At 54.3% G+C, this 23,183-nt stretch carries 20 protein-coding genes; 7 read left to right on the top strand and 13 right to left on the bottom strand.

All coding sequences use genetic code 11. The features are described from left to right. Positions 1 to 78 precede the first annotated feature (78 nt). The 11 genes from HWX89_RS23580 to HWX89_RS23530 all read right to left on the bottom strand — a co-directional run bounded on the left by HWX89_RS23580 (position 79) and on the right by HWX89_RS23530 (position 10,829). Positions 79 to 972: a glycosyltransferase family 2 protein gene (locus HWX89_RS23580; RefSeq protein ID WP_246705265.1), complete on the bottom strand. Its 894-nt coding sequence runs from the start codon at positions 970 to 972 to the stop codon at positions 79 to 81. After that, on the bottom strand, positions 941 to 2,200 hold the full coding sequence (locus HWX89_RS23575; protein WP_138792744.1) for a rhamnan synthesis F family protein: 1,260 nt from the start codon (positions 2,198 to 2,200) through the stop codon (positions 941 to 943). The genes HWX89_RS23580 and HWX89_RS23575 overlap by 32 nt, the downstream gene beginning before the upstream one ends. A 184-nt stretch (positions 2,201 to 2,384) precedes the next feature. Next, positions 2,385 to 3,248 (bottom strand): glucose-1-phosphate thymidylyltransferase RfbA, encoded by an 864-nt coding sequence (gene rfbA, locus HWX89_RS23570; protein WP_138792743.1) that lies wholly within the window; start codon positions 3,246 to 3,248, stop codon positions 2,385 to 2,387. Continuing rightward, entirely contained in the window at positions 3,245 to 4,138 is an 894-nt protein-coding gene (gene rfbD, locus HWX89_RS23565) for a dTDP-4-dehydrorhamnose reductase (protein ID WP_138792742.1), read from the bottom strand. Before rfbD ends, rfbA begins: the two co-directional genes overlap by 4 nt. 4 nt (positions 4,139 to 4,142) lie before the next feature. Further along, the gene (gene rfbB, locus HWX89_RS23560; RefSeq protein WP_138792741.1) at positions 4,143 to 5,198 is read right to left on the bottom strand and encodes a dTDP-glucose 4,6-dehydratase; all 1,056 of its coding nucleotides are present in this window, start codon (positions 5,196 to 5,198) and stop codon (positions 4,143 to 4,145) included. Between the two features lie 2 nt (positions 5,199 to 5,200). After that, entirely contained in the window at positions 5,201 to 5,770 is a 570-nt protein-coding gene (gene rfbC, locus HWX89_RS23555) for a dTDP-4-dehydrorhamnose 3,5-epimerase (RefSeq protein ID WP_138792740.1), read from the bottom strand. 200 nt (positions 5,771 to 5,970) lie between these two features. Continuing rightward, positions 5,971 to 6,867 (bottom strand): MurR/RpiR family transcriptional regulator, encoded by an 897-nt coding sequence (locus tag HWX89_RS23550; protein WP_138792739.1) that lies wholly within the window; start codon positions 6,865 to 6,867, stop codon positions 5,971 to 5,973. Positions 6,868 to 6,960: 93 nt separating this feature from the next. Then, the gene (locus tag HWX89_RS23545; RefSeq protein WP_138792738.1) at positions 6,961 to 7,923 is read right to left on the bottom strand and encodes an ABC transporter substrate-binding protein; all 963 of its coding nucleotides are present in this window, start codon (positions 7,921 to 7,923) and stop codon (positions 6,961 to 6,963) included. Positions 7,924 to 7,930: 7 nt separating this feature from the next. Next, positions 7,931 to 8,968, bottom strand: a complete 1,038-nt coding sequence (locus HWX89_RS23540) for a FecCD family ABC transporter permease (protein ID WP_138792737.1) — start codon at positions 8,966 to 8,968, stop codon at positions 7,931 to 7,933. Then, positions 8,965 to 10,008: a FecCD family ABC transporter permease gene (locus HWX89_RS23535; RefSeq protein ID WP_138792736.1), complete on the bottom strand. Its 1,044-nt coding sequence runs from the start codon at positions 10,006 to 10,008 to the stop codon at positions 8,965 to 8,967. The genes HWX89_RS23540 and HWX89_RS23535 overlap by 4 nt, the downstream gene beginning before the upstream one ends. Then, positions 10,005 to 10,829 (bottom strand): ABC transporter ATP-binding protein, encoded by an 825-nt coding sequence (locus HWX89_RS23530; protein ID WP_210271518.1) that lies wholly within the window; start codon positions 10,827 to 10,829, stop codon positions 10,005 to 10,007. The genes HWX89_RS23535 and HWX89_RS23530 overlap by 4 nt, the downstream gene beginning before the upstream one ends. A 269-nt stretch (positions 10,830 to 11,098) precedes the next feature. Here HWX89_RS23530 and HWX89_RS23525 point away from each other — a divergent pair, with 269 nt between their 5' ends. The 6 genes from HWX89_RS23525 to HWX89_RS23500 all read left to right on the top strand — a co-directional run bounded on the left by HWX89_RS23525 (position 11,099) and on the right by HWX89_RS23500 (position 20,370). Then, positions 11,099 to 13,273 carry a TonB-dependent siderophore receptor gene (locus tag HWX89_RS23525; RefSeq protein WP_138792735.1) on the top strand — a complete coding sequence of 725 codons (2,175 nt, stop codon included), beginning with the start codon at positions 11,099 to 11,101 and terminating at the stop codon, positions 13,271 to 13,273. A gap of 258 nt (positions 13,274 to 13,531) precedes the next feature. Next, positions 13,532 to 15,871, top strand: a complete 2,340-nt coding sequence (locus HWX89_RS23520; protein ID WP_138792734.1) for a bifunctional diguanylate cyclase/phosphodiesterase — start codon at positions 13,532 to 13,534, stop codon at positions 15,869 to 15,871. A gap of 233 nt (positions 15,872 to 16,104) precedes the next feature. After that, complete coding sequence (locus HWX89_RS23515) at positions 16,105 to 17,181, top strand: ABC transporter substrate-binding protein (protein WP_138792733.1); 1,077 nt, start codon at positions 16,105 to 16,107, stop codon at positions 17,179 to 17,181. After that, a complete protein-coding gene (locus tag HWX89_RS23510) occupies positions 17,178 to 18,260 on the top strand; it encodes a FecCD family ABC transporter permease (RefSeq protein WP_138792732.1) in 1,083 nt (360 codons plus the stop codon). Before HWX89_RS23515 ends, HWX89_RS23510 begins: the two co-directional genes overlap by 4 nt. Next, positions 18,257 to 19,081 carry an ABC transporter ATP-binding protein gene (locus tag HWX89_RS23505; RefSeq protein WP_138792731.1) on the top strand — a complete coding sequence of 275 codons (825 nt, stop codon included), beginning with the start codon at positions 18,257 to 18,259 and terminating at the stop codon, positions 19,079 to 19,081. Before HWX89_RS23510 ends, HWX89_RS23505 begins: the two co-directional genes overlap by 4 nt. An 11-nt stretch (positions 19,082 to 19,092) precedes the next feature. Continuing rightward, the gene (locus HWX89_RS23500; RefSeq protein WP_178340911.1) at positions 19,093 to 20,370 is read left to right on the top strand and encodes an NtaA/DmoA family FMN-dependent monooxygenase; all 1,278 of its coding nucleotides are present in this window, start codon (positions 19,093 to 19,095) and stop codon (positions 20,368 to 20,370) included. Positions 20,371 to 20,435: 65 nt separating this feature from the next. Here HWX89_RS23500 and HWX89_RS23495 read toward each other — a convergent pair whose 3' ends face one another. Both HWX89_RS23495 and HWX89_RS23490 read right to left on the bottom strand, forming a co-directional pair. Further along, positions 20,436 to 21,440, bottom strand: a complete 1,005-nt coding sequence (locus HWX89_RS23495) for an inorganic phosphate transporter (RefSeq protein ID WP_138792729.1) — start codon at positions 21,438 to 21,440, stop codon at positions 20,436 to 20,438. After that, complete coding sequence (locus HWX89_RS23490; protein WP_138792728.1) at positions 21,440 to 22,084, bottom strand: DUF47 domain-containing protein; 645 nt, start codon at positions 22,082 to 22,084, stop codon at positions 21,440 to 21,442. Before HWX89_RS23490 ends, HWX89_RS23495 begins: the two co-directional genes overlap by 1 nt. A 95-nt stretch (positions 22,085 to 22,179) precedes the next feature. On the opposite strand from HWX89_RS23490, the gene HWX89_RS23485 reads away from it, so the two are divergent. After that, positions 22,180 to 22,713, top strand: coding sequence for an NUDIX hydrolase (locus HWX89_RS23485; RefSeq protein ID WP_138792727.1), 534 nt, complete (start codon positions 22,180 to 22,182; stop codon positions 22,711 to 22,713). Positions 22,714 to 23,183: the final 470 nt, after the last annotated feature.

Here is a 23,183-nt window from a genome sequence, read left to right as displayed (position 1 = left end):
ATATCATCATTCCCTTGGTCGTGATTCTTATCTTGCCAGTAAGTGAATTAGGGTTCACCTGAGAGTGGCTATAGGTGTCTATGAGGTTTCAATGGACACGACTTCGCTGCTTCCTGCCCGGATACCTTTGATGAAACCAAATGCTTTCGCCCGCCTGCGCTTAGAGAATACAACGGAGGGTGAAAGTATTAAACCCAAGGCTTGTATTATCGACGACGTAACTGGAAAGGGTCTGCCATGCTTGCGACCAGTGTAGATACGTGAACGCGCCATATGGAAAGCTTTAAAGTACGCCACTTCGGGAGAGCGGCCTGACGAGTGGCCACTTGCATGCGAAACGACTGCATCGTGTATGAACATTAGAGGCCCGAATCCCGCGAGTCGAAGCGATAAATCGTCATCTTCGTGATACAAGAAGATGTTCGGGTCGAACCCTCCAATGGTTTCAAAGAGTTTCTTTGAGACAAATATCGCCGCACCACTGAGTACCGGCACTTCAGTATCAGAAGACGGCCAACCACTTCGCATATATTTTTTGCGTGGTAGAAGCCACGATCGGCGCTTGAAATATGGGCTACCGTCACTGTTTGAAATTTTTGGATTGAATGCGGCTGCACGTGGATAACGATATGCAGCCTCTAGTAAGGCTTGCAATGTCGTTTCCTGCAGTTGAGCGTCCGGGTTGAGGAAGAGCAACCAGTCCGTTTTTGCCAACGCAGCCCCGGCGTTGCAGCCGCGGCCGAAACCAATATTTTCATCCAGATTTAAAATTGAGATCGTTCGATCGCATGGTAGCTGTGAAAATTCGTTCGTATTTCCATTGTCGACTAAGACTATTGGCACTGTGACTGGCACCGAAGCAATCATGTTATTAATGACGTTATCGCTTTTGTAGCAGACCGAGATAACGGTTACGTCGAATGACGACAACGGCTTCATTTTATTTTTCTTCCAATGGGTTAGTTTCGTCATGCTGGGCTTGAGGTTGAAGGCCAGCGATTTTGTATCCGGCTATTTGTGCGAAAGCACAAAATAGCCGCTCTAACCCGTGCTGTAGCGTGTTCCGCTTAGCTCCGTTTTCAGCGTCAAAATCCATAATGCGAAGGTTCGTGCGATTTAACAAATCCAATGCGTCGGGACGAAACCAAAACATCGTGCCTACAAAGAATTGGATATTCTGAGGATCAAACTTAACCCCGGCTAAAGTCAATACCCGTTTCATCGAACCTAGCTCATGCTTGATGTACCGCTCTACTGGTTCATTTTTTGGGGGCAGTAAAAGATTTTGTGGTCCTACAAGTCCGATGTCGGGGTTGTCCTTAAACATGGTGGCGATATTCGTAGCAGCGCCGTCAGCCAGCAAGCACGCGAGAGAATAGCGGCGAATCCGTTGGCCGGATACCGTTTCTCTCCCATCTTTGAGCGATAGTTTGCCATGAATTTTACAAACGGCATCGTACTGCTTGAAAACTCCTTGTTTCAGAAGTTCCACAAACGGCCCTATATCGCGGCCCCTGTTCTCTATCAGGATCACTCGTGCATTTGGAAAGCTTTCATGGACATCGGCGTAAAAATCTTCGTCATTTACTGTTGTCGTTATGATGAGGTCCATGCCGGAAGTATTCGCTGACAAAATGGCTCGTATCTCTGGCCAAGTTTGCAGGTAATGTATGTGAAGATAAATGCATGTGCGGGTATCGGATTTACCGGCTGATCGTTGACTAATGTCGGCCTCAAAACCGACGTCTGCCCAACCCCAGTTGTTCTCTGTAATAGATTCGCTATCCAGACCATAAAGATATAGATGTCGGTGGTCGACATTGGAAAATGCTATTGCAGCAACTTCATCTGAAGAGCCGCCCAAACAAAGTAGCTTTTCACCTGGGCCGAAACTCTGAATTCTATTTCTGAAAATCCCAGCAAAAGACATTTTTAATCGGAAACACGTCTGCGATACGGGTAGGAAATCGAATTCTACTGAGTCAAATTTTTGTTCGTCTCCAAAAACTTGGATACTAAGATTTTTGAGCGGCTTTTTAACCTGAATATAATAATGAAGGCCGCTGGTTGCCACGTCGAGCAAGCAGCAGCGATTCCTGTTTTCAATGTCCATGAACGCGACTGCTGTGATATTTTTTCCCGTTTGTATGAGGATTTTGTAGAAGCCGGGTTCGATAAGAACATTCATTACGCGTTGCATTGGAATTCCATGTATACCTCGGTAAACCACTGCGTTGCTGAGTTATTCGCGGGTTTCGATCAATTCATGTAAAGGAGTAGTCTATGAGGCTCTGCATACCCGCTTGGGAAGGTCTGAAAACACTGTCCCGTGCAGGGACGTGCACCAAGTACCCGCAATAGGCTAGCTTGAAATGAGCTTCTAATCATTCGGCCAGTCGGCGCAGATAGACGCCATAGTCACTTTTGCCGAATTTTTCAGCGGTCTCTGCAAAGCGCTCCATGCTGATGAATCCGTTGTTTAGAGCAATTTCTTCCGGGCATGCAATTTTGAACCCCTGCCGTTTTTCTAGAGTTCGCACAAATTCACCGGCTTCCAAGAGGCTGTCTGGGGTGCCGGTGTCGAGCCACGCGTAGCCACGGCCCATGATGGAGACCTTTAAATTGCCTCGCTCGAGATAAATGCGGTTTATGTCAGTGATCTCGAATTCACCGCGAGCCGACGGTTTAAGATTGGCCGCAATGTCGACGACATCGCCATCGTAAAAATATAAACCAGTCACCGCCCAATTTGATTTTGGTTTTGCTGGCTTTTCTTCAATCGAGAGCGCACGCATCTCGTTATCGAATTCTACAACACCATAGCGCTCTGGGTCATTCACATGATACGCGAACACTGTAGCGCCATCCACCACGTTCGTACCGGCTTCAAGCAGTTCCGGCAATCCGTGTCCATAGTAGATGTTGTCACCCAGGATCAGGCAAGAGGGTGAGCCGTTGATAAAGTCAGCACCTATCATATACGCTTGTGCGAGACCGTCTGGGCTTGGTTGTACGGCGTACTCGATAGAAAGACCCCATTGGGATCCATCTTTAAGTAGGTTTTGGAACAGCGGCATGTCGTGTGGTGTCGAGATAATGAGGATCTCGCGAATGCCGGCCAACATCAATGTTGTAAGCGGGTAATAGATCATCGGCTTGTCGTAAACAGGCAAAATCTGCTTCGATACCGCCAGTGTCATCGGGTGCAAACGAGTACCGCTGCCGCCAGCAAGAATAATACCCTTCATGGCGTTTCCTTTCTGCTTTGCGCAATAGCGGTGACAACCGCCTGCGTCGATGATTGCCAATCTGGCAGCTTTATTCCGTACGTTTTTTCCAACTTGCTACAGTCGAGCCGTGAATTGGCTGGCCGTTTGGCTGGTGTAGGGTACTGTGCTGTTTTGATCTCGTTGACGGTCATCGGCTTTCCGCCTTCCGCCATGGAGAATGCGAAAATCTGTTTTGCAAAATCTGCCCAGGTCGTTTCACCCGATCCAGAAAGGTGGAAAACGCCGCGCAAGTCTGAAGATGGGTCTTCAACGAGCCTTTTCGCGATTACAATGATCGCCTGCGCTATGTCATCGGCACAAGTTGGGCAACCAATTTGGTCCGCTACTACATTAATCTCGTCTCGGCTTTCGGCAAGGCGAAGCATCGTTTTAACGAAGTTATTGCCGTATTGGGAGTACACCCAAGCAGTGCGTAAGATGGCGTGATTTGCGTTACTTTCTGTAATCGCTGTTTCACCGTCAAGCTTGGAGCGGCCGTAGACGGAGGTCGGCCCGGTTGGATCATTTTCCTGATAAGCTCCATCCTTCGCCCCATCGAATACGTAATCCGTCGAGAGGTGAATGACAGGAAGACCCAGACTTTTCGCAGCTTCTGCAACTGCCTTTGCGCCGTCCCTGTTGATTACGAACGCGACATCGGGCTCGCTCTCGGCCTTGTCGACGGCTGTATATGCCGCCGCCGATACGACAACGTCCGGCTTCGCGTCATGCAGTGCGCTCAACACCGTTTCGGGATGCAAGAGATCAAGCTCCGGTCGACCGAGCGCTATGATTTGTAGATCGATGTTTGCGCGCGCGAGAAGGGCGCTCACCACCTGACCATTCTTTCCGGTCACTGCAAGCCGCATCTGCTTAACCTTTCGTCAGAACACCGAGGCGCTCTCCCGAGTAGACGCCCTCGCGTAGTGGTTGCCACCACCAACCGTTTTCAAGATACCATGAGACCGTCTTACGAATTCCGGTCGCAAAATTCTCTTGTGCCTTCCATCCGAGTTCGGACTCTAGCTTGGTTGCGTCAATGGCGTAGCGCGCGTCGTGGCCAGGACGATCTGTGACGTATTTGATAAGTTCAGAGTATGGCTTCGACTGTGGGCGCAACTCATCGAGAATAGAACAGATGCAGTTCACTACATCGATGTTCTTCTGTTCGTTACGTCCGCCGACATTGTATTTTTCACCCGGCAGTCCCTTTTGAACGATGAGCCACAAGGCGCGCGCATGATCCTCGACATAAAGCCAGTCGCGTATATTCGCACCGTTCCCATAGACCGGTAGAGGCTTACCTTCCAACGCGTTGAGAATAATCAGGGGGATGAGCTTCTCGGGGAAGTGGAATGGTCCGTAGTTGTTTGAGCAGTTGGAAATGACTACCGGTAAGCCGTAAGTCCGCTGCCATGCTGTTGCCAGATGATCGCTTGCGGCCTTGGATGCTGAGTAAGGGGAAGACGGATCATACGGCGTTGTTTCCTCGAATAGACCGGTGTCTCCAAGCGAACCATATACTTCATCCGTTGAAACGTGAAGCATTCGAAAGTTCGGCTTGGCGTCGTCTGCAAGGCTATTCCAATAATGCCGGGCTGCCTCGAGTATTGTGAAGGTGCCGTTGATGTTGGTCTGGATGAAATCGGCGGCGCCGGTTATCGATCGATCGACGTGGCTTTCGGCCGCAAGATGCATCACGTAGTCTGGCTGGAATGTTGCAAAAGCGTCATTGATGGCGACGCGGTCGCAAATATCTGCTTGAAGAAACCGATGATTTGGCGCGTTTTCAATCGGCTTCAGAGATGCGAGATTTCCGGCGTAGGTCAACTTGTCGATTGTCAGCACATCCGCGCCGATCTCGCTTACGAGATAGCGGACAAGTGCGGAACCGATAAAACCGGCGCCGCCGGTGACAAGAACTCGCATTGTTAAAGTCCTGGATTCACGTAGATGAAGGATTGTGGAAGTTCGGCAAGTTTTGGCTGTTTAGCGTCTTTGTCTGAAAGGACGTAGCCAGCCATTTCCGGCCACGTGATCCCTATTGCCGGGTCATCCCATTTGAGGCCGCGGTCATGTGCGGCGCTGTACGGAGCTGTAACCTTGTACGATATCATCGTATCGCTGACGAGTGTCATAAATCCATGAGCAAACCCTGCTGGAACCCAGAGCTGCTCTCCGTTCTCGGGAGTAAGCTCAGCTGCGACCCATTTGCCGAAAGTCGGTGAGCCTACCCTGATATCCACAGCTACATCCAGCAACTTTCCACGTATGCAGCGTACAAGCTTGCCTTGAGCAAACGGCTCCAGTTGAAAATGGAGACCACGTACCGTACCCGCCTCTGAGGACAAAGATTCATTGTCCTGAACGAACTCTACATCGGCTACGTTTTCGCGGAACCATTCCCGCTTGAAAACCTCGCTGAAGTAGCCGCGGCTGTCACCAAATCTGGCGGGACTGATCTTTTTCACTGCATCTATAGCTAAGGGTTCTACGTGCACCTAACGGTTCCTATTCGAACGAAATCTTACGTGGATATGACGTCATCGTTACCGTCAGTCAATAATGCTTTCTACGCTTACGGAGAGTGCGGGCGATCACGGCATGTGAGGGCCATCGGAGGATGTTCAATTTGAGGCGTTCGGCGTGGAATTTTGGTCGGCGGTGTGATGAAACTTGTGCATCACGCGCACCTGCAACATCACACTTTTTTATGAGGCCTAATCGACGTCCTGAGCTCGACCATTCTCTCAAGAGTCTCGAGGGTTTGCTCTGGCCTTGCCGCTGAGAGTGCGAGCGCCAAGGTTTCCATCGCAACGAGCGAAGGTGCGTGTAGTGCGACGCCTTCGTTCTTCGCGCGAGGTAGGAACAGGCAGGCTGCAGCATCGCGCCTTAGGACGCTGTCTTCCAGTCCAAGCATCATGATGATCGGGATGTCGAGCCGGTTGGCTTCTGTAATGGCGGTTAGCGCTTCGCGATGAGGGCGGCCGTGCAGGAGCATGATGAGGGCATGGCCGTTTTCCATGTTGAGCAGTTGCTCGGCAAGCGCAATGCCGGTCGCGTTAAGTGCATAAGAGCGAAAACCTGCACGCTGGAAAAGGCGTGCAGAGTAGCTGGCGATGATGCCCGAGGCTCCAATTCCCAGCACGCCGATGCCGGTAGCCTCCGAAAGCAGACGAACCGCTGTTGCCATGGCAGCGCGGTTGTCTGCATTTGCCAGCATTTCCAGCGTGTTCTTCTGGTTTTCTATAACGAAGTCGATCGCGGCATCGGAATTGCCAGAGATTGACTTCGCTGTTGCCGCCATCTTCTCTACCGGCGAATCCGTCACGCCAAGATGCGCTTCGAGCGTCTCCTTGAGATCAACCAACCCCTGAAAACCCAGCGCCTGGATGGCACGGATGACGGTCGCATCAGATGTATCGGTTTCAAACCCAATCTCGAGTGCAGATTTTCCGAGAATAGCGTGGCGATGACCGTCAATGTATTCGGCGACTGCCAAAAGGCTCGGTGAGAGCCGATCGCGGCGTTTGCGCAATTGCTCGCCGAAACGATCGACGCGAAGCAGTCTGGATCTGTTTGTTTCGCCTGATGGCATGGGTCCGTCCGTCTAGAGGGGCGTACAGCACGTCTTGACCGGCTTACCAGCGCGTAAAGTCTCAAGGCAAGACTTTTTCATGGGGCGGGGTATTCAGTTTGCCGTGGCCGGCCGAATTGTCAGATGCGATTGTACGGCCGACACCATCAGACTGAGTGCCGCATAGGAGTTAGATATTGCCTCCTCTCGCGGCAGTAAGATGTATCGGCTCTTGCGGCAGGCCTCCAGGAAATCGCAAAATCCCGGCATCACCGCTTCCATCATGGAGATTTCCTCTTTCGGAGATGCGCCGGTATCCGACCGGTAGGGGTCGAAGATGATATCTGCGTCGAGTTCTGGCAGACGTTCCGCGCTGATCTCAAGGCGATCCCCCTCGGGAATAGCATCGATAATCGCCGGGAAACGGAAACCCGCATCCCGCAACACTCGGCCGAGCGCCCGATAGGTGTGGTAAACGCTGATCTTGCCGTTCAACGGCTGCATGACCGAGACCGTTATCTTGTCCGTGTCGACCGAGGCCTTCAATGCGTCAATCTGCGCCCTGTAACGCCGGTCGAGTACTGCAAGACGCTGCTGAGTTCCTGTTAAATCCGCAAGCATCTTATAAATGTGCGGCGCGCCGTCCCTCGTGTTGTCGATGGCAACAGTTGGTGCGATTTTCTCTAGCTTTTCAATAGCCGTCGGGCGATCGGGTTCGGTGAGGATAAGATCGGGTTTGAGCGCGACAATCGCTTCAAGATCGGCATTGATAGAGCCGATATAGGCGATGTCACTATTGTCGAAATCTATCCCCGTCAAAATCGCACTGGATCTCAGATAGGGTTTGCCGTCTGCACCCATGCGGCCGTGGCTGCCGACCGGGATTACGCCAAGTTCGATCAGCGGGATCGTGAGGTCAATGTCGTGCAGCGTTACGATGCGTTTCGGCTGAGCCGGAACTGAAACAGACCGCCCCAAGTCATCCGTAAACATCCGTGCCGGTTCTTCGGCCTTGGCCGCAATCGTGCCGTAAATCAGGCCAGTGACGAAAAGCAGAGAATAGAAAATCTTGGGCATGGCTAACCTACAGGCGATGGCGATGGAGCCAGAGAAGGAGAAGGAGGGTAGGAGCGCCGACGGCAGAAAGCACGAGCCCGGTCGGTAGCTCTAGGGGTGAAAAGGCGGTGCGAGCGATCGTATCGGCAGTGCTTACCAGAAGAGCGCCGGTGAGGCCTGCACCAACAGTGATACCGAGAAATGAGCCTCCGGGCATGAGAAACCGGCCAATATGGGGACCGATCAACCCGACAAACCCGATGCTGCCGGTATAAGAAACGCAAGACGCAGTGAGAATGACGGCAAGCGAGAAATGCAGGCTGGATAGAAAGCGCAAATTGATGCCGAGCGCTGCCGCAGCACTATCACCAAGTGCCTGCGCATCGGCGGCACGCGCCGTCACCCATATGAGGACAAGTGCTGCAACAAGAATGACCGCCAGAACCGAGACTGCGTCCCATGACGCTCCTTGGAGGTTTCCTGCCATCCAGATCATTGCGCTTTGCAAGCTTCGTATATCAAGCGAAGCCATGAGGATGAGGAGAAGGGCGGAAAGAAACCAGGAAAAGCCGATACCGGTTAAAACAAATCTCAGCCGCGACGTAACACCTGAAAGCGCAAATACGATTACAGCGCTCGTCAGCCCCCCGATGACGCCCGCGACGGGGCGAAGCGCGGTTGGCAAGCTTGGCACAAGGAAAAGGCAGACGAGGACAGAAAGGGCAGCGCCTTCTCGAACCCCGAGCAGGCTAGGGTCGGCCAAACCATTCCTGGTCAAGGACTGCATGATGGCGCCTGCAACACCAAGCATTGCCCCAGATACCAGTGCAAGCGTCAGACGCGACAAACGAAAATCGACAACGACATTTGCATCGGCCGATGACTGCGCGTCTGGTGTGAAAAGAGCAGTGAAGATCTCTCCAAGCGGGATGTGTTTCGTTCCCGACGAAATGCTCCAGAGAGCAACAAGAAAAAGCAGGAGCGTAAGCGCTAGAAGCAAAGCCAGCCGCTTTGGAGCGATAACCAACGAAAAACCGGAGGCTCTGATCGTTCTGTAAGACGTCATTTCAGCAGTCCCCGCGCCAACCACAGAAAGACCGGTGCCCCGACGAGGCCGGTCATTGCGCCTGTCGGCAACTCCCGAGGACCGATTAGAAGACGGGCGGCAAGATCGGCGGCGATCAGCAAGGTTGCTCCGCCCAATGCGGCAAGCGGTATGGCGAACAACAGCCGGCCGGTTCGAATACGTGAGATGAGCGGAGGTACCACCAGGCCGATAAAGCCGATCGGCCCGACCAGCGAAATTGCGACGCCGCATAAGAGGGATGTTGCGATCAGTGCCAGACACCATGTTAGTCGCACCGGCACACCAAGTGCAGTTGCCGCGTTCTCTCCGAGTGCCAGGAGATCAAGTCTTGGTGCGAGGGCTGTTGCCAATACAAGTGCAATAACAGCGACAGGCAAGGCATTCACAATGGTCGGCAGCGTTATTCCGGCGGCGTCACCAACCAGCCAGAACCGGGTTTGTTGCAGCGTTTCTTCATTCAGGATGAGGATGGCCGACGTCAGCGTCCCGGCGAGTGTGGAGAGTGCGATGCCACAAAAGACAAGTTTCGCCGGGGTGAGGCCGCGTTGTCCTGCTGCCGAAAGAGCAAGGACCAGCGCAAAAACCGCCCCGGCACCTCCCGCAGCGACGAGTGGTTGGACGCTGGTGACCCCGATTGAAGCAAAGGGACTGGCGCTCAGGGCTACAACGGCGAGACTTGCGCCGGCATTCAGCCCAAGAATATGCGGTTCTCCCAGAGGGTTTCGCAACACGGTCTGCAAGATAAGGCCGGCCACTCCGAGGCTCGCCCCTGCAAGCAGGCACGCAACAATCCTTGGCAGTCGAAGGCGTATCAGAATTTGCTGGTCGAAGTTTTTCGGGTCGTAGGCGAAGATGAGATCATGGAAAACGTGCGGTGCTACAGGCCTTGCCCCTGTCGCAGCGTGCGCGGCAACAACAATGAGGATGATTGCGAGAAGACCTAGCCCGGCCGAGACAGTCCTCGCAGCGCCTCTCGTTAATGGGAGGCTGCTCACACGATCCAGATTGCCCGCGCTCATGTCTTATGCGTCCGTCCAGGGCAGGGCAAAAACACCGGTCGATGGGTCACAGGATGCGTCATCTCGATGACACGCGTGTCAAAAACGTCGGCAATGATCTCGGCGCTACATTGTGTAACAGCATCAAGTCGATGCTTCACACGTCCTTCCTTCAGGAAAAGCAGATGATCGGCGAATTGCAGGGCGAGATTGATGTCATGCAAAACCGCGACGATCGTGCGGTTGTGGTGCGCCACCAGATCACTCAACATATCCAGAACCTCGATCTGATGGTGCAGATCCAGAAAGGTCGTTGGTTCGTCGAGCAGGATGATATCGGTTTGTTGTGCGAGGGCCATGGCAATCCAGGCACGCTGGCGTTGACCGCCTGAAAGGCTATCGACGGGCCTTTCGGCGAGATCATTGATACCTGTCACGGCAAGCGCTTCGCTGACAGCCTCTGCGTCGGCCTCACTCCATTGTTTGAGGAAACCCTGATGCGGATAACGGCCACGGGAAACCAGATCGAAAACCGAGATGCCTTCCGGCGTGTGGTTCTGTTGCGCCAGCATTCCCAAGCGCTTCGCGACATCCCTGGTTGGGTAACTGAAGATATCACGGCCATCGAGCACGACCTGCCCGGATGTTGGACGATGCAAGCGCGCGAGTGCGCCGAGCAACGTCGATTTTCCCGAGCCGTTCGGACCGAGCAGGACCGTGAATTGGTTTGATGCGATCTCGACATTCAGATCGAACACGACGGGCTTGCCGCCATGACCAAGCTCGAGGCATTCCCCCAGAAGCCGATTTCCAGCGATATCTTTCTCGGTTTCGATTTTCAAATTCTGTCCCGCGCGTTCCTGACGCACCAGAATTATTTATGACTGTAGTAGTCAAGTATGGCGACATTCAAAAAGTCTTTTGCAGCATGAAAATTGACCGGAACGCGGGGTGTTTGCGCTGTTGCGGCAACATTTCCTGACAAAATCGGCTCCAATCTAGCTGCTTTCAACGACAGGTCTGGAAATCTAAAGTTGACTACTACATTCATCAATTGAAGAGGTGGCGCATCGTCGGGATGACGAATTCTAGCTATTCGGGGACAATTCAGATGCATAACGGCTTGGGGATAGGGCGTCCGGGATCAACGGCGCTCCTCGCATTCCTTTTGGCAACCACCGCGTTTCCTGCTTTCGCTCAGGACAATGGGGCAGAGAGAAAAAACGCAGAGGCAGGATCGACCGTTCTCGAAACGATCACCGTTGATGCAGAAGTCAAAAAGGGTGCCAGAGGCTACCAGCCGATCACGACGAACACGGCGACACGGACCGATACTCCAATTCTCGACATTCCCCAGTCGGTGAATGTAGTCACGAATGAAGTTCTGCGTGATCAGCAAGCGCGCGCTCTGGACGACGCACTCGCCAATGTCAGCGGTGTCACACAGGCCAATACCTTGGGTGGCACGCAGGATGCCGTCATTCGTCGAGGTTTCGGTGACAATCGTGACGGTTCCATCCTCGTCAACGGTTTGAAAACAGCACTGCCGCATTCCTTCAACGACACGGTCGAGCGGGTAGAAGTTCTAAAGGGGCCGGCATCGACCCTCTATGGCATCCTTGATCCTGGCGGCATGGTCAATGTCGTGACGAAAGCCCCGGAAGAGACTTTCGGTGCTGAGGCCTACACCCGGTTTTCGGCCTACGGTGCGGGCAAATACGGCACATCGGGCGGATTTGACGTGACAGGCCCAATCGAGGGTACAGATTTTTCCTACCGTCTCATCGGACAGGGAGAGAAAAGCGATTACTGGCGCAATTTTGGCGACCGCGAAAACTGGCTGATCGCGCCTTCGCTCAAATGGAGCGGTGAAGGTACCGACATAACTGTATCCTACATGCATGAAGACTATAGCGTGCCTTTCGACCGCGGTACGATCTTCGACCTGACGACCGGAAAACCCATCAATGTCAGCCGGCGTTTGAGGCTCGACGAGGCCTATAACATTACCGACGGCAAGTCTGATCTTGCCAGTGTAGCGATCGATCGCCAGCTTTCCGACGATTGGAAAGTCTCACTGGACTATGCCTATAGCCGCAACGTTTATTCCGACAACCAGGCCCGTGTCGTCGGTTACAACGCCCGTACAGGGCAGGTGACGCGTCGCGCAGACGCCACGCAATATTCTACCCTCTATAATCATGCATTGCGTGCTGATCTGACCGGAGAAGCCGATATTGGCGGGTTCCAGCACGATCTGTTGTTCGGTGCGTCCTATGACTACAGTGACACACTGCGAACAGACATGCTGCGTTGTGCGAACTCCACGAACTTCAATGTCAACAATCCCGTCTATGGGAGGTTACCTGTCTGCACGACCGTCAGGGCAGCCGACAGCGACCAGACTGAGCAGCTTTCGACGGCCTCTATCTACATGCAGGATGCGCTACATCTGAGCGATCAGTGGATAGCGGTGGGTGGCTTGCGCTACCAGTACTACGATATCTATGCCGGGAAGGGCCGTCCATTTGTGGTCAACACGCAAAACGACGGCGGTGAACTCATTCCGAACGCCGGGCTCGTCTACAAACTCACACCTTCGGCTTCGCTTTATGCCAATGTCGCCAAGACGTTTCGGCCACAGTCTTCCATCGGCGCCTATTATGGCAGCCTCGATCCGGAAGAGGGCATCTCCTACGAAGTTGGCGCCAAGTTCGACATCTTCACCGGCTTGAACGCAAATGTTGCCTTGTTCAACAGCCGCAAGCGTAACGTTGCCTATTCCGAAGACATTGGCGGCATCTCGACCGTCAAGGCTGCGGGTCTCGTCCGATCCCGCGGTATCGAGGTTGATGTTGCAGGCAGTCTGACAGACGATCTCGACCTCATCGCAAGTTATGCCTATACGGACGCGCTTGTTCTTGAAGACGCGACCTATGCCGGCAAGCGTTTGCCGAACGTGGCGAGACACACGGCGTCACTCTTCCTGGCGTATGACGTTGGTGAGGTTGGTCCGAACGGCAACACACTTCGAATTGGTGGTGGCATTCGGGGCGTCGGTTCTCGTCCCGGTATCAACGACAACTCCTATTATTTGCCCGGATATGCGGTGTTCGATGCCTTTGCGACGTACACGCTTCAACTCGAAAAACCTGTCACGTTGCAACTCAATCTCCGTAACCTCTTCGACAAGACCTATTACACGTCATCGATCGGTTCGACCAACTATGCCAATTCAGTCGGAGAGCCATTCAACGTCAGCCTGACGGCGAGCGTGAAGTTCTGAAACGACGCGTCCCGACAAGATTATGCGTTACACAAGAGGCAGTGCCCAAAGGTGGGCTCTGCCTCTTTTCCTGTTCTGCGTAGTCTGGACTTGTGTGCCAGGTCCGAGACAAAGCTGTCTCGCATCTTCGCGCTTGAAATAAACCTGTCCCAAAACGTAATATGATGGTCTGCTAGTTGGAAATTTATATTAGAGATTTATAAATAAAGAAAATACTATAGTCGGTTGTGGGCGTCATTCATTGCGGGGGCAGACGGCATGTTCACAGTTTTAGAGTGCGTGGTTATCCAGCACGATCATACGATCGTGCTCCTTGCTGCACTCATATGTCTTTTTGGAATGCTTGCGTTTTTTCATCTTCTATTGCGTGCGGAAGAAAGCCCGGCGGGCCGTAAACATTATTGGGTCTTTGTTGCCGCTTTTGTTGGCGGATTGTCGGTCTGGGCAACACATTTCGTTGCGATGCTTGCCTATAAAGGCTCTGTGCCGATCGGTTTCGATCTCCACTTCACGTCACTTTCGGCTGTCGTTGCCATTGCTGGCTTCTGGCTGGCGCTGAGTGCGCTTCCTATGGCGAAGTACGGCACTCTCCTTGCTGCATCGGCCATTACCGTCTCTGTCGCCGTCATGCACTTTGTTGGCATGGCTGGCATGGATGTCGCAGCGACCGTCAGCTATCGCTGGGACGAGATTGCCGGTGGCCTAGTTGTCGCATGGCTGTGCTTTGCACTATCGCTCCATTTCTTCGGGCGGTTCAGTGCGTGGAAACGTGTTGCAACGGCGGCGGGTCTCGCAATCGTCGCGATCTGCGCGCTGCACTTCACGGCCATGTCTGCGACGGTTCTTGCACCCGATCCTTCAGTGCCTGGACCAGAATCCGACGATCTCGCCCGGATGCTTCTGATTACAGCGATCGTCGGTGTCACACTTCTCGTTCTTTCGGCAACCGCTGCTGCAGCCCTGGTGGATCGCTACCTTGTCGATCTTAAAGGTCTCGTCAACGCCTCGCTGGATGGGCTGGCTGTTGTGCAGAACGGTCTTATCGTCGAGCTCAATCCGCGCTTTGCGGATCTGCTCGCCTGCGAAGAAGCAAGCCTGATTGGTGCCAATCCTGACGACTTACTGGAGGTCATCGACGGGCTTCCCGCGCATGTGTCACGCCAGACGCCGGTTGAGGCGACAAGGCTGGTCGACGGGAAAACGCGTGTGTTCGAGCTTGCAGTCAGAACGATCGAATATCGTGGGCGCCCAAGCGAAGTGCTTGCCATTCGCGACCTCACGGAAAATCGCGAGGCGCAGCGGGAGATCGAATATCTCGCGCGCCACGATGTTCTGACGGGCCTCGCAAACAGAACAATGTTCCAGCAGCAGCTTCAGCTTCAGATACAGCAATGCGCAGACGGACAAGGGTTTGCGCTACTCACGCTCGACCTCGATCGGTTCAAGGCCGTAAACGATCTTTTCGGCCATGCGGAAGGTGACCGTATTCTCAAGACAGTCGCCGGCATCTTCAAGGAGTGCGCAGGACCTGGTGATCTTGTGGTGCGTCTCGGTGGCGACGAGTTCGTTATCCTGACAACGCGCAACACGAAAGCCGAACAGGCACAGGCGCTTGCCGAAACGATCCTGACGACATTCGGCGAGAGGATGAACACAGCTGGTGATCCTGCAGCCGTCGGGGTCAGCATCGGCATCGCGATCTTCCCCAAAGATGGCCACGATATTGAGGGCCTCATGCATGCGGCTGATCTTGCGCTTTATCGGGCCAAACTTGGCGGTCGAGGCATTCTCGCCTTCTATGATCCGGTGATGGACAAGGAGGCGCGTGAGCGTAGACAACTCGAGACAGATCTTCGTCTGGCAATCAGCCGCAATGAGCTGATCTTGAACTATCAGCCGATCCTGTCTGTCGAATGCGGCGAGGTTGTTGGTTACGAAGCGCTTGTGCGGTGGCATCATCCGGTTCACGGCGTCATTGCGCCGGATAAGTTCATTCCGATCGCCGAGGAAACCGGGATCATCATTCCTCTCGGTGAATGGGTGTTGCGCGAGGCCTGTACCCATGCAGCCCATTGGCCCTCGCATCTCAAAGTCGCCGTAAATGTCTCTCCGTTGCAGTTTTCTATGGCGAACCTCGGCCAGATGGTTTGCCTCATCCTGGCTCAAACAGGACTGCCTCCAAAGCGTCTCGAAATTGAAGTGACGGAAGCCGCGCTTTTGAAGGATCGCAACGTAACACTCGCTATCTTACGGCAACTGAAGACCCTGGGCATCGGCGTCGTGATGGACGATTTTGGAACCGGCTACTCCTCACTCAGCAACCTGCAGAGTTTTCCGTTCGACAAAATCAAAATCGATCGCAGCTTCATCGCCGCAATGGGTGAGGACGAAAGCGCGCGCGCTATCGTTCGTGCCGTGATCGGGCTCGGCCGAAGCCTCGATCTCCCTGTTACGGCGGAGGGAATTGAAACCGACGCCCAATATCGCATGGTGGTGGATGAGGGCTGCGCACAGGCTCAAGGGTATCTGTTCGGTAAACCGGGCGGCGCTCCTGCAGGTGTTGTCAATGTTGCCACATTGAATCGGTATTCCGTATAGAAAACAATATTATATACGGAGCTTCTAAACTCGGTTCTTGATTGATTCTGCTGGTCGATGCGTCGTCGGGGTGATGGGCCTCTCGAATAATATCTAGAGGCCTGTTCGTCTTACAGTTCGGTGTATCTTCTGGCAGATTTTTTTAGTTCCGGCGCAATTTCGAGCATCCTGTCGCTGTGAAACATCGGCCTCACCGAATAGTCTATTAAAATAGTAGATTATTCGGAGGTTTTATGAAAACGGCTTTTTATTTACGTAGTCGCAAGGTCCTCGTCGCCGGTGCGGCAGTGGCAGCGGCGATGTGGGCTCTTCCAGCATCTGCCCTGACGGTAACAGATGAAGCAGGACGAAAGATCGAGCTCGAAAAGCCCGCCACGCGAGCCGTTATTATCGGCAGCTATAACGTCGATATTGTTGCCGCGATCGGATCTCGCGACAAGATCGTCGGCGTAACCGGGCGGGACGTTGCACAATACAAGCTCGCGGGCGGTAAATGGGATAGCACCTATAACGTCGGTGAGTGGGGACAGGTCAACTACGAGGCGATCGTCAAGACAGACCCTGACGTCGTCATTTCCTACGCGAATGGCGGATGGGAAGAACTCAACCGGCAACTGAGCCCATTTGGCATTCCTGTTGTCGTTGCTAGCGGCTGGCGCAATGATCGCTTCGACGAAAACGTCGAACTCTTCGGGGCTATCTTCGGTCGCGAAGACGGCGCGAAGAAGGTTCTAGATTTCCGTAAGGATATCTACTCCGAAATTGAGAAGCGGACCGCAGGTTTGACCCCCAGGACGGTCTATTACGAAAACGAGATCGCCTATCAAACGCCAACAAAGGGCTCTGGCTTTTATGAAGCGATCGTCAAAGGTGGCGGTAGGAGCATATTTGAAGATGTCGTCTTCGGGCAGGGCGGACATACGCAGGGCACAGTCTGGAAGACACCCATCGATGCTGCGGAAATCCTGACACGTGACCCTGACCTCATCATACGTGAGTTCGGAAACAATTATACCGGCTCGGCAAAAGACGTCTTTGATGGCGAATGGAAAGAACTTCAGGCAAGACCGGGTTGGCCCAACCTCAAGGCGTCTCAAAGCAACGACATCTATATCGTCAACGCCTATCATCTCGGTCAACAGGCCAAAACTCTGACATCGCTCTATGTCGCAGCATGGCTCTATCCCGATGCATTCAAGGATTTCCGCCCGGAAGATGTCGCGCGCCGCTGGGATGAGGAGTTCCTGGGAGTGCCGTTCAAGGGCGATGAAGGGGTTTATTTCGTTAAGGCCGGGACAGCGGGGCAATGAATTACGCTTCTGCACGCCAGAAGGGCGCGGTGCTGTCACGCGACAGCATCAGCCGTCACCGGCGGACTGCTTTGTTTATCGCTGTCTCGATCGTGTTGTTGATCACCCTTGCCGTTTATTCAACCTTGTCGGGGACGTCGAGCTACGGGATTGGCGAGCTCTATCGTCTCGCCTACGCAAAGATCTGGGGCATCGATCTCCCACGCGACGACGAGCGGATCGCAAATGTTCTGCTATACCTCAGGCTACCGCGGGTTCTCCTGGCAATCCTTGCCGGCGCCATCCTGTCACTGGCGGGCGCTGCGATGCAGGGACTGTTGCGCAACCCGCTTGTCAGTCCCTATACGCTCGGCCTCTCTCCTGCGGCGGCCTTTGGGGCTGCTGTTGCCATTCTGGTCGCGCAAAGCAATGGCACCAGTGTCGGCATTACGGTCAGTCTCAGTGCCATCGCCTTTTCGCTGGCCTGCTCGCTGATTGTTCTCGGTCTTGCCACGGCCAAATCGATGAACATCACAGTTCTGATCCTCCTTGGAACGGCACTGACAGCAATCTTCAGCGCATTGACATCAGGTCTGCAATACATCGCCAATGATGAGGCCCTTGCGGCCATCACGCGTTGGACGTTTGGTTCTGTCAACGAGGCGCGCTGGACGCATGTCGGTGTACTGGCGGTGACAATCCTGGTGCTGACACCATATTTTCAGCTCAAGGCAGGCGAGGTAAACAGTCTTGCATTTGCGGGCGATGACACGGCGAAAAGTCTCGGCGTCAATGTCAATCTCCTGAGGATTTCACTGATCTTCCTTGCCGTGAGTGGCTCAAGCCTGGTTGTCAGCTTCATTGGTGTTGTCGGTTTTGTCGGCCTGGTTGGTCCACATATCGCCCGCCTCATTGTCGGATCGGACCATCGTTTCCTGTTTCCGTTCTCAATGGTGACGGGCGGTGCGCTTTTGCTGCTCGCCGACACAGTAGGCAGGACGATCCTTCCACCCCGCGTCATTCCAGTTGGCATCGTCGTCGCACTCGTCGGTGCACCGCTGTTCATCTACCTTATTCTCCGCAAGAGGAACACGTTATGACCCTCAATGTTGAAAGCCTGAGCCTGCATTACCGCCGCAGGCAGGTGCTGCACGACGTATCGTTCAAGCTTGAACAGGGCGATTTCTGCGCACTTCTTGGGCCGAACGGATCGGGAAAATCGACTTTGACAAAAGCTCTTCTGGGTCTAGCCGGAATTTCGGCGGGATCTGTCAGGCTGTGGGATGAGGACCTGCTCGCGCTTTCGCGGCGCGAACGGGCAAGGCGGATAGCCTATGTTCCGCAGTCTTCACCAATCCCGTTCGATCTGAGGGTTTACGACGCGGTGATGCTCGGGCGCAGCCCTTACATGGGTATCCGCTTCAGTGATGAGGATCATGCAATTGCAACGTCGGCGATCGACAAGCTTGGCCTGTCAGATCTGGCGGACCGCTATGTCAACGAACTCTCCGGCGGCCAGCAGCAGCGTGTCATGATCGCGCGCGCACTTGCGCAGGGAACGCGCGTGATGCTCCTCGATGAACCAACCAGTGCGCTGGACCTGCGTTACCAGGTCGAGACAATGCGCCTTGTGCGCGATTTTGCGCGGGCCGGTGGCATTGCGCTCATGGCCGTTCATGATCTCAATCACGCGGCCCGCTTTTGCAATAGAGCCCTTATCATATCGGAAGGCCGCCTGGTTGCGGACGGCTCACCGGGCACCGTTTTCGATGCGGATGTGTTGAGCAATGTCTTTGGATTGCCTGTCGACGTCAGTCGCCACGATGGCATTCCAAGTGTGCGACCCGTCGAGAATGACGAAGTCAAGGAACAGGAATTGTTCCCGCACCGTGAACGACCACTCCATCAACTTTCCGCCTAATGGGGCATCATATGACACAGTACCTAGAGCTCAACGCCTGGATCAATTCTTCAGGTTCGGCAAACGATTCCTGGAAGCGCCCCGATCTGCCGCTCGATCGCATCTTCACCCTGGACTATTACGTCGAAAACGCGCGCATTGCGCATAGAGGCGTTTTCAGCAATATCTTCATGTCAGACAGACCGCAGTTGTTGATCAGCGAAAACACGCGACCTGAACAGACCTTCGATCCCTTCGTCCTCTTTGCGGCCGTGCTCTCTCAGGTGCCGGACATCGGTGCGATTGTGACCGCGTCGACGACCTATGGCGATCCCTACACGCTCGCAAGACAGCTTCAGAGCCTCAATCTCCTCACCAAAGGGCGCATCGGCTGGAATGTGGTGACGAGCTGGCACCCAGAGATTGCTGCAAACTTTTCAGCGCAAGGGTTACCTGATCGCAAGGCCCGCTATGAACGCGCCGAAGAGTTTGTCGATGTCGTCCATCGCCTGTGGGACAGTTGGCATTATCCCTGGAATGGCGGCGAAAAAGGCCAGTCACCCTTTTACGGTGACGTCAGGCCGATCAATCATCATGGCGCACACTTCGATGTTGAAGGCCCGCTCAATCTGCCCGCTCCTTCCTGGGGCCGGCCAAAGATCGTTCAGGCCGGCGGGTCCCGCGACGGCGTGGCGCTCGCGGCCCGGTATGCGGATTACGTTTATGCGCCGAGCGCTTCTCTTGAGGGCTCGCGTGCATTCCGTTCAGAGTTGAGAGAGGCCGCTCAGGCTCTAGGCCGTCGTAGCGACCAGCTGCCTCGTCTGATGCCTGCCATCTCGCCAATTGTCCGCTCGACAGAAGCTGAAGTTGCAGCGCTCAAGCGCGAAAAGCTCGAAGCTGCGCCGGTTACAGGTGAAGATATCGAACGGCTGGCAAAGCTGCTCGGTATCGATCTCGAGCGAACCGGTGCAGAGAAAGTGCTTTCGCCTGCAGACTTCGGCGATGTCTCCCAAAGCGTTATTCCGATCGGTGTCGTCAGGGCAAAACGTGCGGTCGCCCTCGACAATGGCCTTTCCCTGCGCGGGCTTGCCGAGGTCGAGAAACTTCCGGGCCTGATTGCGACACCTGAAGGAATTGCCGATCATCTCGTATCGTGGTGGCAATCTGGAGCCGCTGATGGCTTTACGATTTCGGCACTTTATCTGCCCGGTGATCTTGAGACCTTCGTCAACGAAGTCGTCCCCATCCTTCAGCGGCGCGGTGTTTATCCGTCAAGCTACGAGGACGTCAGAAGCCGGAATGCTGCATAACGCTTTCCAGCGTGCCCGGGCCAATTTTGGCCCGGGAATTGGCAATGACTTATCGGGTGAGGTTTTCAACCGAACAGTGATGTCAGCCAGTAGACAGAAGCCGATATCAGCGCTGCGGCAGGCATCGTCACAATCCAGGCAATCACGATGTTGCCCGCAAGGCCCCAGCGTACCGCAGAGACACGGCGCGCCGCACCAACGCCGACGATCGCACCTGTGATCGTGTGGGTCGTCGAGACGGGAATACCGAGCCAGGTTGCGCCAAACAATGTCAAGGCACCGCCTGTCTCGGCACAAAAGCCCTGCATCGGGTTGAGGCGCGTGATCTTCGATCCCATCGTGTGCACGATGCGCCAGCCGCCGAACAGCGTGCCAAGCGCCATTGCCGACTGGCAGGAAATAACCACCCAGAACGGAACGTAGAAGCTTTCACCAAGGTGTCCCTGGCTGAATAGCAACACGGCAATGATACCCATGGTTTTCTGCGCGTCATTGCCACCATGGCCAAGCGAATAAAGCGATGCAGAGATGAACTGCATGACGCGGAACGTGCGGTCGACAGCAAAAGGTGTCTGGCGAACGAAGAGCCAGGAAACGGTAAGGACGAGCAGCAGAGCCAGGAAAAAGCCGATGGCCGGCGACATGAAAATCGCCCCGACAGTTTTGAGCAGTCCGGAAAAGACGATCGAGCTGAAGCCGACCTTTGCAAGACCGGCGCCGACGAGGCCGCCAATCAGTGCATGCGAAGAGCTCGAGGGAATGCCGAAAATCCAGGTGACAATGTTCCAGACAATCGCGCCCATCAATGCTGCAAAGATCACTGACGGTGAGACGATCGCGGGATCGATAATGCCAGTTCCGAGCGTCTCGGCCACATGCAGACCAAAAAACAGGAACGCGATGAAATTGAAGAATGCGGCCCAGGCAACCGCGTATTGCGGCCGCAACACACGGGTGGAGACGATCGTGGCGATGGAGTTGGCCGCGTCATGGAGGCCATTCAGGAAGTCGAAAAACAGCGCTATCCCGATAAGGCCGATCAGAAGCGGCAAGGCGAGGGAGACATCCATCAGACGTTCTCGATTACAATGCCGCTGATTTCATTGGCGACGTCTTCGAACCGGTCGACGACCTTTTCGAGCTCACCATAGATTTCGCTACCAATCATGTAGGCCATTGCGTCACCCGCAGCGCCGTGGCGCTTGAACAGGTCCTTGAGGCCCTGGTCGTGCAGATCGTCTGAACGGCCTTCGACGCGCGTAATCTCCTCGGCGATCGAGGAAAGACGCTGCGCGTTCGTGCCGACCTTTTCAAGCAACGGGATGGCTTCAGCGATCAGGCCTGCGGCCTTGACGATCTCATGACCCATCTGCTTCATCAGGGGATCGAAGCTCGTCTGCTCGAACAGCCTGATTGTCTTGACGGTCTTGTGCATCATGTCGATCGCGTCATCCATCGACTGGATCAGGTCCTTGATGTCGCCGCGGTCGAAAGGTGTGATGAAACTGCGGCGGACGGCCAGGAGCACGTCGCGCGTGATGTCATCGGCCTGGTCTTCCAGGGTAACGATCAGATCGCAGTTTGCCTGGACGTTTTCGCCGCTCAAAAGGCGGTCCAGTGCCTGTGCTGCGGTGACCACGGTTTCCGAATGTTTGTTGAACATGTCGAAGAAACGGTCTTCACGCGGCATCAGCTTGCGGAATATGCTCATCATGCGAATTTGCCTTCTTTGGCGCTGCTTGTCATAAAACTGTCATAAAACCAGCCCGGCCGTTGATGCAACCCGGAAAATAAGCACTATCAACCGTTATGAAGCGTCCGAAAAAAGCCAGTAAAGCCCCCCCAACCAGACCACGGACGTTGTTGCAGCAACTTGCCCAGGTTCCAGACAAGCTGTTTCGAGGTGCATTCGAGCAGCAATATGCGGCCTTGTGTTTTCGTTATGCCTCAAACGGCAAGGACGCCGAGATCCTTCTCGTGACCTCTCGTGACAGTGGACGATGGATCATCCCGAAGGGCTGGCCCATGAAGCGAAAGGAGCCACACGAGGCCGCCGAGATCGAGGCGTGGGAAGAAGCGGGCGTACGTGGTCGGGCCAGGAAGAAACCTGTCGGCCGCTATACCTACCTCAAAATGCTCGACAATGGCGATGTCACGCCCTGCATCGTCGACGTGTTCCAGATCGAGGTGACCGAGGTCGATGGTAAGTTCAAGGAACGGGGGGAGCGTAGGATCGACTGGGTTTCTCCTGTCGAGGCAGCGCGGCGCGTGCGAGAAATCGAGCTGAAATCGTTGATCGTCGACTTCAAACCGGTCCGCAAAACCAGCAAGCCGGATAGCTGAACGGCCTTGCGTTTGTTGGATCAGTCGGCGCGAAAAGCCATAACAAGAGGCCCGTACGGGCTGGGGGAAAAATACGGGCCTCTTGAAACCACATATGGCGGTGTGGTGGGCGGAATTTGCATTCCCCAAAATGAACGCCGGATGAACTGATGGGCTCAAAGACGGCCGAGATTTTACCCGTCATTTTATAAAAGAAGCCCGTCGCGTCCTGTGCGCGCCGGGCTTCAATGCCGCTTGCCTGTTTCAGGGGACACGCGACAGACAAATATTACTGGCGACTCTGCGTTGCATATAGCCCGATAAATTACCTGCAATTTGAATCGAAACGTCCAGGCGCCTCGTATTCAAGGCTTTCGACGTGCCATGCGGTGAGAAACATTTCTCAGGATTTTACCATCTTGCTCCAGATGAGTAAGATGATAAAAGTACTCATATTATGGCATCACCTTTTGGCGGAGATATCGCAACTT

This window comes from Rhizobium sp. RM, from assembly GCF_013390595.1.
GTDB lineage: Bacteria > Pseudomonadota > Alphaproteobacteria > Rhizobiales > Rhizobiaceae > Agrobacterium.
Note: the sequence above shows the minus strand (reverse complement) of the source record. Positions and strands in the feature narration are given on the sequence as shown.

Bases quoted from the DNA above. Each gene is read 5' to 3' on its own strand.
- HWX89_RS23520 (WP_138792734.1), top strand. From the start codon at position 13,532: ATGTTCACAGTTTTAGAGTGCGTGGTTATCCAGCACGATCATACGATC.
- rfbB (WP_138792741.1), bottom strand. From the start codon at position 5,198: ATGCGAGTTCTTGTCACCGGCGGCGCCGGTTTTATCGGTTCCGCACTT.
- HWX89_RS23525 (WP_138792735.1), top strand. From the start codon at position 11,099: ATGCATAACGGCTTGGGGATAGGGCGTCCGGGATCAACGGCGCTCCTC.
- HWX89_RS23515 (WP_138792733.1), top strand. From the start codon at position 16,105: ATGAAAACGGCTTTTTATTTACGTAGTCGCAAGGTCCTCGTCGCCGGT.
- HWX89_RS23540 (WP_138792737.1), bottom strand. From the start codon at position 8,968: ATGACGTCTTACAGAACGATCAGAGCCTCCGGTTTTTCGTTGGTTATC.
- HWX89_RS23485 (WP_138792727.1), top strand. From the start codon at position 22,180: ATGAAGCGTCCGAAAAAAGCCAGTAAAGCCCCCCCAACCAGACCACGG.
- HWX89_RS23500 (WP_178340911.1), top strand. From the start codon at position 19,093: ATGACACAGTACCTAGAGCTCAACGCCTGGATCAATTCTTCAGGTTCG.
- HWX89_RS23505 (WP_138792731.1), top strand. From the start codon at position 18,257: ATGACCCTCAATGTTGAAAGCCTGAGCCTGCATTACCGCCGCAGGCAG.
- rfbA (WP_138792743.1), bottom strand. From the start codon at position 3,248: ATGAAGGGTATTATTCTTGCTGGCGGCAGCGGTACTCGTTTGCACCCG.
- HWX89_RS23545 (WP_138792738.1), bottom strand. From the start codon at position 7,923: ATGCCCAAGATTTTCTATTCTCTGCTTTTCGTCACTGGCCTGATTTAC.
- HWX89_RS23550 (WP_138792739.1), bottom strand. From the start codon at position 6,867: ATGCCATCAGGCGAAACAAACAGATCCAGACTGCTTCGCGTCGATCGT.
- rfbD (WP_138792742.1), bottom strand. From the start codon at position 4,138: ATGCGGCTTGCAGTGACCGGAAAGAATGGTCAGGTGGTGAGCGCCCTT.
- HWX89_RS23490 (WP_138792728.1), bottom strand. From the start codon at position 22,084: ATGATGAGCATATTCCGCAAGCTGATGCCGCGTGAAGACCGTTTCTTC.
- HWX89_RS23495 (WP_138792729.1), bottom strand. From the start codon at position 21,440: ATGGATGTCTCCCTCGCCTTGCCGCTTCTGATCGGCCTTATCGGGATA.
- HWX89_RS23535 (WP_138792736.1), bottom strand. From the start codon at position 10,008: ATGAGCGCGGGCAATCTGGATCGTGTGAGCAGCCTCCCATTAACGAGA.
- HWX89_RS23510 (WP_138792732.1), top strand. From the start codon at position 17,178: ATGAATTACGCTTCTGCACGCCAGAAGGGCGCGGTGCTGTCACGCGAC.
- HWX89_RS23580 (WP_246705265.1), bottom strand. From the start codon at position 972: ATGACGAAACTAACCCATTGGAAGAAAAATAAAATGAAGCCGTTGTCG.
- HWX89_RS23575 (WP_138792744.1), bottom strand. From the start codon at position 2,200: ATGCAACGCGTAATGAATGTTCTTATCGAACCCGGCTTCTACAAAATC.